The organism is Sphaerisporangium sp. NPDC005288, assembly GCF_040607475.1.
In the GTDB taxonomy this organism is placed as follows: Bacteria; Actinomycetota; Actinomycetes; order Streptosporangiales; family Streptosporangiaceae; genus Sphaerisporangium; species Sphaerisporangium rhizosphaerae.
This window is the reverse complement of record NZ_JBEXGT010000012.1, coordinates 142,416-155,001: the sequence shown is the minus strand read 5'-3', so window position 1 is coordinate 155,001 and position 12,586 is coordinate 142,416. Positions and strand designations below refer to the sequence as shown.

The window sequence follows — 12,586 nt, the reverse complement described above, 5'->3', positions numbered from 1 at the left end:
TGCCTCCTGCCGTGGCGACCCGGACACCGGTAGATCACGCGCGCTCGGCCGGGCGAGGCCGTCGGGGTGTCGGCGCCGCCATGGCCCCGCACTGTGGCCGGCGGGGGTCAGGATGGTGGGTATGACAACCTTGGACGAGTTCGCCGCGCTGGCGGCGAAGGAGCAGGGCCTGGTCGTCGTCTCGACGCTGCGGGCGGACGACACGATTCAGGCGTCGCTGGTCAACGCGGGCGCGCTGCCCCACCCGCTCACCGGCGCTCCGGTGCTCGGGTTCGTCACCTACGGGAAGGTCAAACTGGCCAACCTGCGGGCGCGCCCCCAGGTGACCGTGACGGCGCGGTCAGGCTGGACCTGGGCCACCATCGAGGGCACGGCCGAGCTCATCGGGCCGGACGACCTGGTCGAGGGCGTCGACGACGAGAGGCTGCGACTGCTGCGGCGCGAGGTGTTCACCGCCGCGGGCGGCACCCACGAGGACTGGGACGAGTACGACCGCGTCATGGCCGAACAACGCCGCACCGTCGTCCTGCTCGCCCCGGCCCGCATCTACAGCAACTGAACGACGGCCGCTCGCCCATCGTTGGCCGCACAGAACCGGAGCGGGTTGCATAGCCTGGTGTCATAGCGCTCCAGGCGGGAGGCACGGTGATGTCGCCGTTACCGAGTCCGTGGGTCACAGTCACTCCGCGACCGAGTTTCGCGATCCCGCGTCCGCCTCAGCCTGCGACGTGTCCAGTAGGGGAGATCTGGCATTGGGCTGCGCGGCAGTGCTTGCCGCCCTCACCTCAGCCACGCCTGACACCACCTCCCACGATGCTGCAGCGGTCGGCCGATCTGGTCGGCCCCTTTTCCTTCAAGACGGTGCTGGTCCTGCTCGCCGTCAATGCCTGGTTGTTGATCGTGCTGGTCATCGCCGGCCTCGTCGATGAGACGTCCGCACAGCACTCCATCGTCTGGCGCCGGGTGTTCACCCTGACGCAGGGCTGGCTGATTCCCCTCATCCTGGCCGGGTTGACCTGGCTCACCACGGCTGTCGCGGTTCTCCACTTCGCGCGAGATCGCCACGCCGAAGCGGCCGGCTGGCTGCTCCTGGGAATCATGTTCCTGGCGGCCCTACCGATGATCGGCGATCTGGACTTCACCTCGGCGACAGCACGAGTTTGTTGGATCGCGATGACGATCGCCACATACGGCGTCGGCATGATCGCGGTGGACCGGACCGGATCTCCCGAGGAGATACATCGCACCCGGGACAGCCACCAAATGGAATCAGTCGACAGGTTGGAGCCGATGCCCATGCCTGTGCATGGTCGATGAGACATGAGCCGCCGACCGGCGCTTCGGACCGCGCGCCACGCCGACCGCTGTTGCCACGTTCGTCCACATCACATCGGCGCAGGTCGTGATGCATCTGGCGGTGGTCCCGGAAGGTGCGGGCAACGCCACCCCTTATTGGTGATGACCTGCCGTCTGACGCTCACGTGGAGGTGGGGGCGTTGAGGGCGGCGCGGTAGTCGGGGAGGGCGGGGAGGGCTGCCCGCTTGTCCGGAGGGACGGTGTCGAGCACTCTGCGGGCGGTATGGGCCATCATGCGGGTGCGGTAGGCGGGGTCCAGTTCGGAGAGCACCTTTGTGACGAGCTGAAGTGCTTCGTTGTGTCCGCCGCTGCTCGCGACGCTGATCGCCTCATGCAGTCGGACGTTCGTGGCGTTCTGGTAGCAGGGTGACTGCGCGAGCGTGTTGTCGCGCGCTTCCCGCGCCGCCTCGGTGGCCCCCTCGAACGAGTGGACCCAGGAGGAGACGAAGAAGGCTTGATCGCTTGTCCAGTTGAATTGGCGATCGGGAGTCGAACGCTCGACGAGGCCATGCAGCCGCTGGACGGATTCGCGGGCCTCCTGGTGTCTGCCCATCACGGCCAAGGCTTGGGCCTCCGCGCTAACGGCTTGGAACGCGCCCGCCGCGACGCGCCCGGCCGCGAGAGTCTGGGCGTCACGGGCAAGGGTGAGCACCGTCTCGAGGGAGCGGGGTGAGTAGAGACCGAACACCGCCTCAGTGCCACGAACCCAAACCTGCATGTCCACGTCCTGAGAGGCGTCGGCGGCTTGGCGGGCGGTGCGCCACCAGCGGCGGGCCTCGCCGTACACACCGAGCCGGGTAAGCAGGTTGGCGTGCATGGTGGCCATCCAGGCGGCGATGCGTTGCAGGCGGGCGCTCTGCTCCGGGGGAGCGACCGACATCTGCTGGTAGAGCAGTCTCAGGTCGACCATCAGGTCGTCGAGCGCCTCGGTGGGCGGTCGATTGACCAAGGCATGCATGTGGTCGGCGCAGATGGCCTCCCACTGGTCTTCGGTGCCGCCGTCGGGCCCGCCGAGGGAACGTTCGAGCAACTGCCTGATGTGCTCGCCGGTGCTGAAGATCGGGGATTGGGCGAGCATTCCCAAGCCCGCCAATTGCAGCAAATAGCGGCGTTCCATGTCGTCTCCTCCGGTGAGGGCGCAAGGTCCGTTTTCACGGTAACCCCGAGTAATGCGATTTGTCGCGGCGGCGAGGTCGTTGATGGGGTGGTTTCCGAGGCGTTGTACCACTGGCCACAGCAATATCAGCTGCCCTTCCGCCCGTAGCGCGTTGTCCAGCGTGCGCACGCGCGTGCCCGACTCGGGGAGGGTCTCGCCGCGTTCGATCTGGCCGATCATCGACGCCGAGTAGCCCGTGCGGGCGGCCAGGTGGGACATGGTGAGCGGCTCGCCGACCCGTGACTCGTGCGAATCGCGCAGATCGCGAATCAGTGCGCCGAAATAGTGGGCCATTGACCGATAACGGTCACTGCTCTTTCGGGGGGCGGGCATGCCGTTTCTCCTTTCCAAAGGGCCGGTCGATCGTCAGTGGATCAGCACTGTCGATCAGCTCTTGTCCGGGCTCCGCACGCGTACGAACGTACTGATGACTCTAAATGACGAGTCGATTACAGAACGCCAGTTCGCCGAGTTGTCCACAGGTCGATCAGGAGTACGACATGGCCCTCCTCGATGCGCGCCGCCGTCCCGGCCGCGGCCGCCTCCCGTTCTCGCGACGTCCCCCCACCGGCCGGCACCGCCTCCGGCGGCCCGCGACCATGCCCGAACCTCTTGCCCCGGACGGCGGGCGGAAGGCGTGGGACGAGAAGCAGCAGGCCAGGGCCGGGCAACTCGGGCTGCTGGAACCCGGGTGGCTGGTGATGTACGGGGTCTACTCGCGGCGCTTCTACGCCATCGCCCGCACGGCCGAGGTCGCGGAGCCGCTGGTCGAGGCCGCCACTCCCGGCGAGCTCTGCGCCCTCATGCGCGACTCCGAGAGCAGGCGCCCCGTCCCTCGCCCCCGGACGCCGCAGCTGGGGACGCCCGAGCTGTGGACGCCGCGTTGCGGGATGCTCGGTCCCCGCGCCGGGAGCCGGGGGTGACGGGCACGCTGATGTACGGCATGCCGGAGGGGCGGGCCGAGGAGCATCGCCGGGCGCTGCGTGAGCTGGCCAAGTACCTGGAGTCCCATGGCCTGCGCTGCCGCCACGTCGAGCGCGTCCATCTCCCCATGCGCTGGGGGTTCGACAAGGGCTTCCCGCTGCCGCCCGAGATGGACGTGTACGGGTGCGGCCGGCTGGCGGCCACCGTCGCCGTGGTCGACGTACCCGGCGGCGGAGCCTGGTACCTCGTCAAACGGCCCGACGGCCTGCCTGTGCGGGCGTGCGCGGCGGCCGACCCGGCCCGCGCCGCCGAGGACATCGCCGCGGACGCGGCAGGGTGAGCGCACGCCCCCTGGGCGCGACCGCAAGGGCATCACGCCACCGGAGCTCAGAGGCCGGGGCACGCCCGCGCTCCTCCTCTGGCGCCCCGGAATCCGGTCTCGTTCGCCGGTGGACGGCAGGGTGAGGTCACCTGGTCATGTCGAGGCCGGCCTTCGGGGGCATCGCCTGGTCGATGACCGCCGGCGCCAGGTACTCGTCCAGCCAGAGGGTCTGCGCGACCGTCCCGATCATCTCGTGGCCGTGCTCCTGGATGACGGCGCGGACCTTCGGATCCTGGTAGAGCCGATGACACGACTGGCAATGATGCGCGTACATGCCCTGCCACTGGATCGAGGGGTCCTTCTCGGCGGCCCACTGCAGGACGCGGTCGGGGCCGAGAGAGTGGATCCACAGCTTGAGCACGTCGGACTCCGCGGTCTGCACGGCGCGTGCGAGGAAGTCGGGCTCGTCGATGGTGGTGACGTTGAGCTCGTTGATGGCGCGCATGCCAAGCCCGCAGCACGCCGCGACCCTGCCGTCGGACTGCAGGGTGTAGGTGCGCAACAGGCTGTCACAGCCGGGCCGCTCCGCTATGTTGGCCGAATCGGTCGTGAGGCCATCGGGATAGCGCTCCACCTGATGCGGATCGAGCGGCATCCACGGACTCTCCACCACCTTGACCATGTCCCGCTGCGCATCCGACAGCGCGCGCAGTTCGGGGCGGCCGAGGACGGTGTCCCGCGTCACCGCACGCTCTGCTCTCAGTTCGACCATGACGTGCACGGGCAGCCGGCGCTTCACCGCCTCGACGACCGCGATCGCGACGCGGTCGATCGGTACGAAGCGGATGTGCTCGTCGCCGGTGCTGTAGTTGATCTCGGTGAGGCCGGCGCTCATGAGCTCATCGAGGACCCGCGCGGCCTTCTGCGGGCTCCGTGCCCAGTATGCGTTGGTGACCAACCGGGTCGGCAGGTCGAGGCTCGTCGCGTAGGCGATGGCGTCGAGCAGGTCGCGTCGCTGGAGCGTGGCCTCACCGCCGGTGAAGACCACGATCCCGAAGCCCAGCCGGTGGGCCTCCGCTATGGCCGCGCGGATGGCCTGCGGGTTGAGGACCGTGCGCTCCGCCGGGCTGCTGTAGGTGCCGCAACTGGTGCAGGCCGCCGTGCAGCGGAAGGTCGGCATGATCGACAGGATCTTGACTCCGCGGACGAGCGACTGCTCGTCGGGTTGGAGCGGGTTATCGTCGGAGTTCGTCACGTCGCCGGTGTCGGCTGTCTGCTCCATGAGGTCACCAGATCTCTTGGCGGAGGTCGGACAGCACTCCGGCCTGCGACAGTTGTTGTGCCCGCGTCGTCAACCGCTCGGCGAGCTGCCGCAGGAGGGCCGAACTGATCACGGACGGGGGGCCGAGGCTCTCCCCTGTGCCGCTGAAGTTCTGGGAGCTCTTGGCCTCATTGGCGCTCGACACCGGGGTGACGAATACGCTTCCGGCCGCATTGTTGACTATCAACTGGTTGGCGAGCGGTCCGAAACCACCACCTGGGATGGGCTGACCCACGGTCGCGGACTCGACCATCGCGGTGATCAGGTTCGGGTCCGCGAAACGCCGGATGGCCGCCGATATGTCGTTGGCGGCCTGATACGGAGGCACCCTCGTGCCCATGTGCTGCGCCGCATAGGACCGCAGCCACTCCCGGAAGCCGGAGTTGCTCAGGATGGAGAACAGCAGCCGGTTCGCGGCCGTGGTCGCATCGGCCGGCATCGTGTACCGCATGCCGTACTGGGCCAGAACGCCGGACGGATCCTGGATGAACTGCGCTTGCATCGAGTTGTTCGTCATCATGGTCGAGTACAACGACCTGAGGTTGGAGTACACCTCGCTCGCGGAGATCTGCAACGGCGAGCCGGGGCAGTCGGTCACGGCCGCCGCACCCGCCGCGGCCGGCGCGGACGCGGCCGAAACGCCGCCGATGGCGGCCAGGGCCCCACCGCCCATGGCGATCGCCTTGCGGCGAGAGACGTGTTCGGGGAGTCGGGTGCTGTCGGATTCGTCGCGAGCCACTGGATTTCCTCTTCCACACGCAAGCGGATGATCACTCAGATCGGGTTCGGCTCAGCCGCGCCGCGGGGAGTGCCGGCGCTCCTGTCAGAAGATTCGGGTGCGGAGATCGGACAGGGCTCCGGCACTCGACAGTTGCTGCGCCCGGGTCGTCAACTGCTCGGCGAGCGTCCGCAGAAGGACGGGATCGATCACCGATGGGGCGCCGAGGCTCTCTCCTGTGCCGTCGAAGTTGGAGGTGCTATTGAGTCTCTGGTCACTGGCCGACGGGCTCGACACCGGGGTGACGAAAGTGGTTCCGGCCGCATTGTTGTGGAACAACTGGTTCGCGAGCGGTCCGAAACCGGCACCCGGGATGGGCTGTCCCACGGTCGCGGACTCGACCATCGCGCTGATCAGGTTCGGATCTCCGAAGTCCCGGATGGCCACCGTGAGATCTTGAGCGGCCTGCCGGGGATCCACCCTCGTGCCGATGTGCTGCGCCGCATAGGAGCGCAGCCACTCCCGGAAGGCGGGGTTGCTCAGGATGGAGAACAACAGCCGGTTCGCGGCGCTGGCCGCCTCGTAGGTCAGCGACGAGGCCATGCCGTATTGGACCAGGACGCTGGACGGATTCTGAATGAACCGCGCCTGTAGCTGGCTGTCCCCGAGCATGGTGGTGTACAGCGACCTCAGCCGGGAACTGACCTCGCTCGGAGAAATCTGCAACGGCGGTCCGGGGCATTCGGATGGGCCACCCGGACCTCCCGCGGCCGCGGCGGTGGCACTCGACACGCCGTTGGCGGAAACGTGGGAGGGTGCGGCCCCGAACGCGGCCAGAACTCCACCGCCTAGGGAATTCACCATGTCACGACGGGACATCTTCGCGGGGGGCTCGGCGCCGGAGAATTCGTTGCGATCCACTGAGCGTGGTCCTTTCACATAATGGATAAGGTGATCACTCAGGGTTGGGACTCCAGCTTGATGGTGCACCGCTGTCAGGAGTCTGTCAATGCGTGCATTTCTGGTGAATGAAACCTGGTGAATAGAGCATCATCGAATTCATTTCGGTCGGGCCGTCATCGACACATCGGCTGTGGCTTCGCGATATCCGCGAGGTCTCCTGGCGCCTCCACCGCCGGCAGCGGTCACCGGGTGGGTCCCGCGGGTACGAGGCGCGCGGGGTGGGAGGGCGGTGGTGGGGGCGAGGACCGGATAATCGGGAAGGTGGATCACAAGGGGAGTCCGGAGTCGGCGCAGACGCTGGAGCGGGGGCTGCGGCTGTTGCGGCTGCTCGCCGACGGCCATCGCGCCCGTACTCCCACCGAGCTCGCCCAGGAGCTCGGGCTGAGCCGTCCGATCGTCTACCGGCTGCTCACCACGCTCCAGAACGAGGGCTTCGCCCGCAGGGACGCCGAAGGGCGCGCCCATCTCGGATTCGGCGTCCTCGCGCTGGCCCGCGCCGTCCAGCCCCTGCTCAGAGCGGCGGCCCTCCCGGCGCTGCGCCGGCTCGCCGAGGACGCCGGGGCCACCGCCCACCTCACCGTGGCCGAGGGCGACGAGGGGCTGGCCATCGCCGTGGTCGAGCCCACGTGGACCGACATGCACGTGGCCTACCGCGAGGGCGCCCGCCATCCTCTGTCGCGCGGCGCCGCCGGGCTGGCGATCGTGGCTCTGCGCGAGGGCCGTACCGACTACAGGGTGACCGAAGGGCAGCTCCAGGAGGGCGCCCGGGGGGTCGCCGCTCCGTTGCCGAGGTTGCCGTGGCTGGAGGCGTCGGTGGGCATCGTGACCTTCGGCGCCCTGGACACCGCCACCCTCGGCCCGCGCGTCGTCGCCGCGGCCGTCGAGCTGAGCGAAGCCCTCACCTGAGTCACCTGAGCAAGGTTCAGGGGGCGGTGTGGCGGTCGAGGCCGAGGGTGGCGATGAGGTCCTCGTGGAGCTCGAACCAGACGCGGTGGCAGGAGTCGACGTCGGTGTGGTCGACCCAGGCGGCGTCCCCGGCTCGCGCCCGCTCCAGAGCCGTTGCGAACCGTTCGTCGTAGCCCTGGAAGCGGACCAGGACGCGTGAGAGCCGGTCCGTCAGCGGCGTGAGCGCGCGGCCGATGTCGCCGAGCTCCCGCAGGACCCGGGCGTCCCAGGCGTGGTCGGAGTGGTCGTTGGCGGCGAGCCGGTCGCCGGCGGTGGGCCGGAGCTGCCAGTCGGTGCAGGCCTGGAGCAGGAGGGCGTTCAGCGGGAGGAACGCGCGGTAGACCTCACGGACCTCCTCGGCGCCGCCGGCATGTGCCAGCTCGGCCGCGAGCCGGCGCTCGTTCTCGGCCTTGCCCCGCTCGGTCAGCGACCACCCCGCGGTGCCGCCGAATGCGGTGTGCTGGACCCATCCGTACGCCTCGGCGTCGCGCAGCGTCTCTTCGGTCTCGGCCGGGTCGAGCCCGTACCGACGAGCGATCACCGGGGTGTCGGCGAACCCGGTGACGCGCACGGAGTGCAGGACCAGCAGGTCGGGCGCGGAGTCCCGCGTCATGAGCCGGCCTCCCGCCGCGTCGTCAGCCGGGTGTAGCGCTGCTGGCATGCCTGCGGGGAGTTGAACCCCATCGCCTGTGCCATCTGCGCCCAGGTCAGCCCTGCGCCGCGGGCCGTGAACAGCAGGCCGGCTTCGAGCGCTTCGACCTCGGCGCGTGCGGCGGGCATGAGGGCGAGCGCGCCCAGGATGTCCTCCGGGGTCAGGTCCGCCCAGCGCCAGACGGCGAAGTTCACCAGGTCCACCGCGGACGGCGGGACGGGTGAGGGGCGCCACGGGCGGGCCTCGAGCGCATCGGCGCCCAGCGTCAGGAGACGCCCACGCGCGTCGCGCTCGCGCTGGGCCTGGGCGTGGTCGGCGCGCTCGGTGTGAGCGATGTCCTGCTTGCGTGACATGCGGATCAGGATGCAGAATCAACGAAAAGTTGTCAACAGAACGTTGAAGGGTGGACGGGTGATCGTACCCCTCGGGGAGGCCGTCGCGGACACCTGCGGAGGCAAGGCCGGCGCGCTCGGCACGCTGCTCCGCGCGGGCCTGCCGGTGCCGGACGGCTTCGTCCTCCCGTACGCGGCCTATCGCGCCGCGGTCCGCGACCTGGACATCGGGCGGTCCGCCCGCGACCCGGATCGCGCCACCTCGCGGCTCACGGCCGAGACGGACAATTTGGCCACCGTGCGGGTCATCGGCCGGCCGGACGAGCTCGACGCGACGCGGCGGGCGATCGAGGCCCGTCCGGTCCACGCCGCCGTCATCGAGGCGGTGGGGCGAGGACTCCGCGAGCTCGGCGATCGGCCCGTGGCGGTGAGGTCATCGGCGGCGGGCGAGGACACCGGCCAGGCGTCGGCGGCCGGGCAGCACGAGAGCTTTCTCGCCGTGCGCGGCACCGCCGGCGTCACCCATGCCGTACGTGCCTGCTGGGCCTCGCTGTTCTCTCCGCGTGCCATCGATTACCGCGACGCCTCCGGCCGGCCGGCCGGCGATCTCGCGATGGCGGTCATCGTCCAACGCCACCTGGACGCCGAGGTGTCCGGGGTCATGTTCACGCCCGCGGACGCGGACGACCCGACCCTGATCGAGGCGTCCTTCGGCCTCGGCCCGAGTGTCGTCGGGGGACAGGTCGCCCCGGACGCCTACCGCGTCGCCGGCAATGGTTCGGTCACGCGCACCGTCGGGGACAAACGGACCCGCCTTGATCGGCACGGCGCGCGGCTCGTGGTCTCCGAGGTGCCCATCCGTGCCCGTGAGCAGCAGGCGATCGACGACGCGACCGCCGAGCGGCTGGCCGGGCTGGGACGGCGGATCGCCGCCGTGCTCGGCGGGCCGCAGGACATCGAGTGGGCGATCGCCGACGGCCGCCTCTGGGTCCTGCAGGCACGGCCGGTCACCGCCGCGCCCCCGCCGCCTGCCCCGCCACCGGCCGTGCCCCCCGTCGCCCCGGACACCGCGAACGCCGCGAAAGCCGAGGACATGGACGGTACCCGGAACACCGAGGACGCCAACGACGGCGCGCGCACCGCGGACACCGCGGACACCGCGGACACCGCGGACACCGGGGACACGGGGATCGCCGGGGACACGAGGGTCGCTGGGGATACCGGGGACACCGTGCTCAGGGGAACTCCGGGCAGCCGTGGGACCGTGACCGGCGCCGCGAGGGTCGTGCGCGGTCCCGGCGACTTCGGGCGCGTGCGCCGGGGCGACATCCTCGTCTGCCCGTTCACCGACCCCGCGTGGACGCCGTTGCTGCGCGTCGTCGCGGGCGTCGTCACCGAGACCGGAGGCGTGCTCTCCCACGCCGCGATCGTCGCTCGCGAGCAGGCCATTCCCGCCGTCCTGGGCGTCCCGGACGCGATGAGCAGGCTGCGCGACGACACCGTCCTCACCGTCGACGGCACCGCCGGCACCGTCACCGCCACCGGCTGACGGGCGGTGCGCCGCCGGCGGGCCGAGGGTGGCGCGTCGCCGCGCCCGTACCATCGCCGGCCGCGCACCCACGATCGGAAGGAGAGGGAGACGGGCCCGTACAGGGCGCCCCGTATCCTCACCGCTCATGACGACGCGACACCTCTATCTGGTACGCCACGGCGCGGCCGACGCGGCCGGGCAGCTGACCGACGTCGGGCGCCGGCAGGCGGGCCTGCTGGGCGAGCGGCTCGCCGGCGTGCCGGTCGACGCCGTGTGGCACTCCCCGCTGCCGCGCGCGGTGGCGAGCGCGCGCGAACTCGCCCGGCATCTGCCGGACGTGCCCGTGGCCGAGGCCGCCGAACTCGTCGACCACGTGCCCTATGTCCCCGACGCGGCTGAGATGCCCCCGTCCCGGGCCGGTTTCTTCGACGGCTACGACGACGCCGAGGTGGCCGCGGGCCGCAGGCTCGCCGACGCGCTGGTCGCCCGGTTCGCGCGGGCCCCCGCCTCGGAGGGAGCCGGGGCCGACATGCACGAGGTCCTGGTGACGCACGCCTTCCAGATCGCCTGGCTGGTGCGGCACGCGCTGGACGCGCCGCCGTCCCGGTGGCTCGGCCTGAACAGCGCCAACACCGCACTGACGGTCATCGACTACCGCGACGGCCTGCCGCCCGCGATCGTGATGTTCAACGACATGAGCCACCTTCCGTCCGAGCTGCGCTGGACCGGGTTCTCCGAACGCGTGAGGCCGTGAGGCGGCTTCCGCCTCCGTAGACGTGTCGGACGGGCGGGGGTGGCGGAACGGGGAGTGACGCGGGTCGGACGGGTGCGTGAAATCCGGGTTCGGACCAGCGTGTCGTGCGGGAGGATCATGCGAGCTGAGGGCACGGTGGGCCGCGTCAGCGGGATTCTTGGTGCTGGAGCAATCGTATGGTTCCTCTGGTCGTGTAGAGATGTGCCCGATACAGTCGTTTCGATCGTTTTGCACGATGCTCGGCCGTATCGCCCCCGCCCAAGGAGACGCTTGATGCGAATCAGGAGAGCCCTCGCCCTCAGCGCCGCCCTCACCGTTCTCGCGGTGGGCATCCCGGCCGCCACGGCGTTCTCCGAGGACGGCGCCGAGGACTGCAAGAACGTCACCAACGGCGGCTCGCAGTCCGACCCTCAGTGCTTCTGGATGGCCGACCCGGGCGAGGCGCTGGACATCGTCCGGTTCTGGGCCAAGGACGACGGCGCGAAGCTGAAGGAGGCCACCGAGTACCCGGTCGGCTGGATCGACTGCACGGTCGAGCAGTGCTCCGCCGAGGGCGAGGGCGACGGCCAGGCGCACGGTGACGGCGACCCGGCTCCCCAGGACTACCAGGACGACAGCACCCCGCCGGCCTGTCAGACCGCCGGCGAGAACTGCTCGGTGACCCCCCAGGAGATCGCCGCCGCCGCGCAGACCCCCGCCGGGCAGGCCATCGCCGCCGCCGCGGCGAGCAACATGCGGGTCTGGGTCGACACCGAGCTGCTGGACGACTACAAGGCCGGCGCCGCGACCTTCGCCGCGGCGGTGCGCAAGGTCGGCGCGCTCGCCGCGCAGCCGGGCGTCGTCGGCATCCGCTTCACCTCCCAGCTCGGCTACAACGGCGCGGTCAAGACGCCCGAGGAGATGAGCGGGTTCGTCACCGCCGCCGCCAAGGCCCTGCACCAGATCGCCCCGGGCAAGAAGCTCGGCGTGCACACCGTGGTCCCCGCGTTCGGGTGCGGCGCCGACGACTCCTGCGGCACCGAGATGACCAAGAAGTACCCGCTGCTCACCCCCGAGCACATCGAGCCGCTGCTGACCTCCGGCTCGGTGGACCAGCTCGCGCTCGACTCCGGCCTGCTGTCGTCGGCGTACGCCACCTGGAAGATCACGCCGCAGCAGGCGCAGCGCAACCAGTGGAGCAAGGTCAAGTCCCTGGCCTGGGACACGCTCGCGCAGATCGCCGCCGAGGACGCCGGGCTCGCCGGCAAGAACGCCTCGCCGCTGACCACCGAGCAGGCCGCCGCCGTGGCACAGGACCGCATCGCCGCCCCGCTCAAGGACGGCGCCGCCACCGTCAACCTGTGGACCCGCTGGCAGGACACCTCGGGGGCGACCTACCGCGTCATGGGATCCGGCCTGGCCTCCACGCCCGCCTGGGAGCAGCTCACCAAGCTCCAGCCGCTCCAGCGCCGCCTGTCCACCATGTACAGCCCGGCGGCCCCCGAGGTCGGCATCACTCAGGACCTCAAGAAGCTCTCCGAGGTCTTCAGCCAGGTGTACGTCACCGAGTGACCGCCGGTTCCCTGGCGGGGTCCGACTATGACATAGCGCGATAACTCCGGATTTCTGCGGC

General features: G+C 70.2%; 14 protein-coding genes. 8 read left to right on the top strand and 6 right to left on the bottom strand.

Features of this window, described 5'->3' with window-relative positions; genetic code table 11:
- Positions 1-121 precede the first annotated feature (121 nt).
- A complete protein-coding gene (locus tag ABZU32_RS14270; RefSeq protein ID WP_354921794.1) occupies positions 122-559 on the top strand; it encodes a TIGR03618 family F420-dependent PPOX class oxidoreductase in 438 nt (145 codons plus the stop codon).
- Between the two features lie 254 nt (positions 560-813).
- A complete protein-coding gene (locus ABZU32_RS14265; protein ID WP_354921791.1) occupies positions 814-1,317 on the top strand; it encodes a hypothetical protein in 504 nt (167 codons plus the stop codon).
- 160 nt (positions 1,318-1,477) lie between these two features.
- Here the strand turns inward: ABZU32_RS14265 and ABZU32_RS14260 are convergent, their stop codons facing one another.
- Positions 1,478-2,845, bottom strand: coding sequence for a helix-turn-helix transcriptional regulator (locus tag ABZU32_RS14260; RefSeq protein ID WP_354921788.1), 1,368 nt, complete (start codon positions 2,843-2,845; stop codon positions 1,478-1,480).
- Between the two features lie 167 nt (positions 2,846-3,012).
- Here ABZU32_RS14260 and ABZU32_RS14255 point away from each other — a divergent pair, with 167 nt between their 5' ends.
- Positions 3,013-3,435, top strand: coding sequence for a hypothetical protein (locus tag ABZU32_RS14255; RefSeq protein ID WP_354921785.1), 423 nt, complete (start codon positions 3,013-3,015; stop codon positions 3,433-3,435).
- Positions 3,432-3,776 carry a hypothetical protein gene (locus tag ABZU32_RS14250; protein WP_354921782.1) on the top strand — a complete coding sequence of 115 codons (345 nt, stop codon included), beginning with the start codon at positions 3,432-3,434 and terminating at the stop codon, positions 3,774-3,776. Before ABZU32_RS14255 ends, ABZU32_RS14250 begins: the two co-directional genes overlap by 4 nt.
- 127 nt (positions 3,777-3,903) lie before the next feature.
- On the opposite strand, the gene ABZU32_RS14245 is transcribed toward ABZU32_RS14250, so the two are convergent.
- From ABZU32_RS14245 to ABZU32_RS14235, 3 genes are all read right to left on the bottom strand, one after another.
- The gene (locus ABZU32_RS14245) at positions 3,904-5,040 is read right to left on the bottom strand and encodes a radical SAM protein (RefSeq protein WP_354921779.1); all 1,137 of its coding nucleotides are present in this window, start codon (positions 5,038-5,040) and stop codon (positions 3,904-3,906) included.
- 4 nt (positions 5,041-5,044) lie between these two features.
- Complete coding sequence (locus ABZU32_RS14240) at positions 5,045-5,818, bottom strand: hypothetical protein (RefSeq protein ID WP_354921776.1); 774 nt, start codon at positions 5,816-5,818, stop codon at positions 5,045-5,047.
- Between the two features lie 84 nt (positions 5,819-5,902).
- Positions 5,903-6,718 (bottom strand): hypothetical protein, encoded by an 816-nt coding sequence (locus ABZU32_RS14235; RefSeq protein ID WP_354921773.1) that lies wholly within the window; start codon positions 6,716-6,718, stop codon positions 5,903-5,905.
- Positions 6,719-7,021: 303 nt separating this feature from the next.
- Here ABZU32_RS14235 and ABZU32_RS14230 point away from each other — a divergent pair, with 303 nt between their 5' ends.
- Positions 7,022-7,666: a helix-turn-helix domain-containing protein gene (locus ABZU32_RS14230; protein ID WP_354845594.1), complete on the top strand. Its 645-nt coding sequence runs from the start codon at positions 7,022-7,024 to the stop codon at positions 7,664-7,666.
- A gap of 16 nt (positions 7,667-7,682) precedes the next feature.
- Here the strand turns inward: ABZU32_RS14230 and ABZU32_RS14225 are convergent, their stop codons facing one another.
- The gene (locus tag ABZU32_RS14225; RefSeq protein WP_354921770.1) at positions 7,683-8,318 is read right to left on the bottom strand and encodes a transcriptional regulator; all 636 of its coding nucleotides are present in this window, start codon (positions 8,316-8,318) and stop codon (positions 7,683-7,685) included.
- Positions 8,315-8,710: a DNA-binding protein gene (locus tag ABZU32_RS14220; protein ID WP_354921767.1), complete on the bottom strand. Its 396-nt coding sequence runs from the start codon at positions 8,708-8,710 to the stop codon at positions 8,315-8,317. Before ABZU32_RS14220 ends, ABZU32_RS14225 begins: the two co-directional genes overlap by 4 nt.
- A 58-nt stretch (positions 8,711-8,768) precedes the next feature.
- Between ABZU32_RS14220 and ABZU32_RS14215 the strand changes: the two genes are divergently transcribed.
- The 3 genes from ABZU32_RS14215 to ABZU32_RS14205 all read left to right on the top strand — a co-directional run bounded on the left by ABZU32_RS14215 (position 8,769) and on the right by ABZU32_RS14205 (position 12,525).
- The gene (locus tag ABZU32_RS14215) at positions 8,769-10,238 is read left to right on the top strand and encodes a PEP/pyruvate-binding domain-containing protein (protein ID WP_354921765.1); all 1,470 of its coding nucleotides are present in this window, start codon (positions 8,769-8,771) and stop codon (positions 10,236-10,238) included.
- A 127-nt stretch (positions 10,239-10,365) separates the two neighbouring features.
- Positions 10,366-10,974, top strand: a complete 609-nt coding sequence (locus ABZU32_RS14210; RefSeq protein ID WP_354921762.1) for a histidine phosphatase family protein — start codon at positions 10,366-10,368, stop codon at positions 10,972-10,974.
- Positions 10,975-11,247: 273 nt separating this feature from the next.
- Positions 11,248-12,525, top strand: a complete 1,278-nt coding sequence (locus tag ABZU32_RS14205; RefSeq protein WP_354921759.1) for a hypothetical protein — start codon at positions 11,248-11,250, stop codon at positions 12,523-12,525.
- The last annotated feature ends 61 nt before the right edge of the window (positions 12,526-12,586 follow it).

Excerpts from the sequence above, each read along its gene's own strand:
- ABZU32_RS14205 (WP_354921759.1), top strand. The coding sequence starts at position 11,248 with ATGCGAATCAGGAGAGCCCTCGCCCTCAGCGCCGCCCTCACCGTTCTC.
- ABZU32_RS14245 (WP_354921779.1), bottom strand. The coding sequence starts at position 5,040 with ATGGAGCAGACAGCCGACACCGGCGACGTGACGAACTCCGACGATAAC.
- ABZU32_RS14255 (WP_354921785.1), top strand. The coding sequence starts at position 3,013 with ATGGCCCTCCTCGATGCGCGCCGCCGTCCCGGCCGCGGCCGCCTCCCG.
- ABZU32_RS14260 (WP_354921788.1), bottom strand. The coding sequence starts at position 2,845 with ATGCCCGCCCCCCGAAAGAGCAGTGACCGTTATCGGTCAATGGCCCAC.
- ABZU32_RS14225 (WP_354921770.1), bottom strand. The coding sequence starts at position 8,318 with ATGACGCGGGACTCCGCGCCCGACCTGCTGGTCCTGCACTCCGTGCGC.
- ABZU32_RS14265 (WP_354921791.1), top strand. The coding sequence starts at position 814 with ATGCTGCAGCGGTCGGCCGATCTGGTCGGCCCCTTTTCCTTCAAGACG.
- ABZU32_RS14270 (WP_354921794.1), top strand. The coding sequence starts at position 122 with ATGACAACCTTGGACGAGTTCGCCGCGCTGGCGGCGAAGGAGCAGGGC.
- ABZU32_RS14210 (WP_354921762.1), top strand. The coding sequence starts at position 10,366 with ATGACGACGCGACACCTCTATCTGGTACGCCACGGCGCGGCCGACGCG.
- ABZU32_RS14220 (WP_354921767.1), bottom strand. The coding sequence starts at position 8,710 with ATGTCACGCAAGCAGGACATCGCTCACACCGAGCGCGCCGACCACGCC.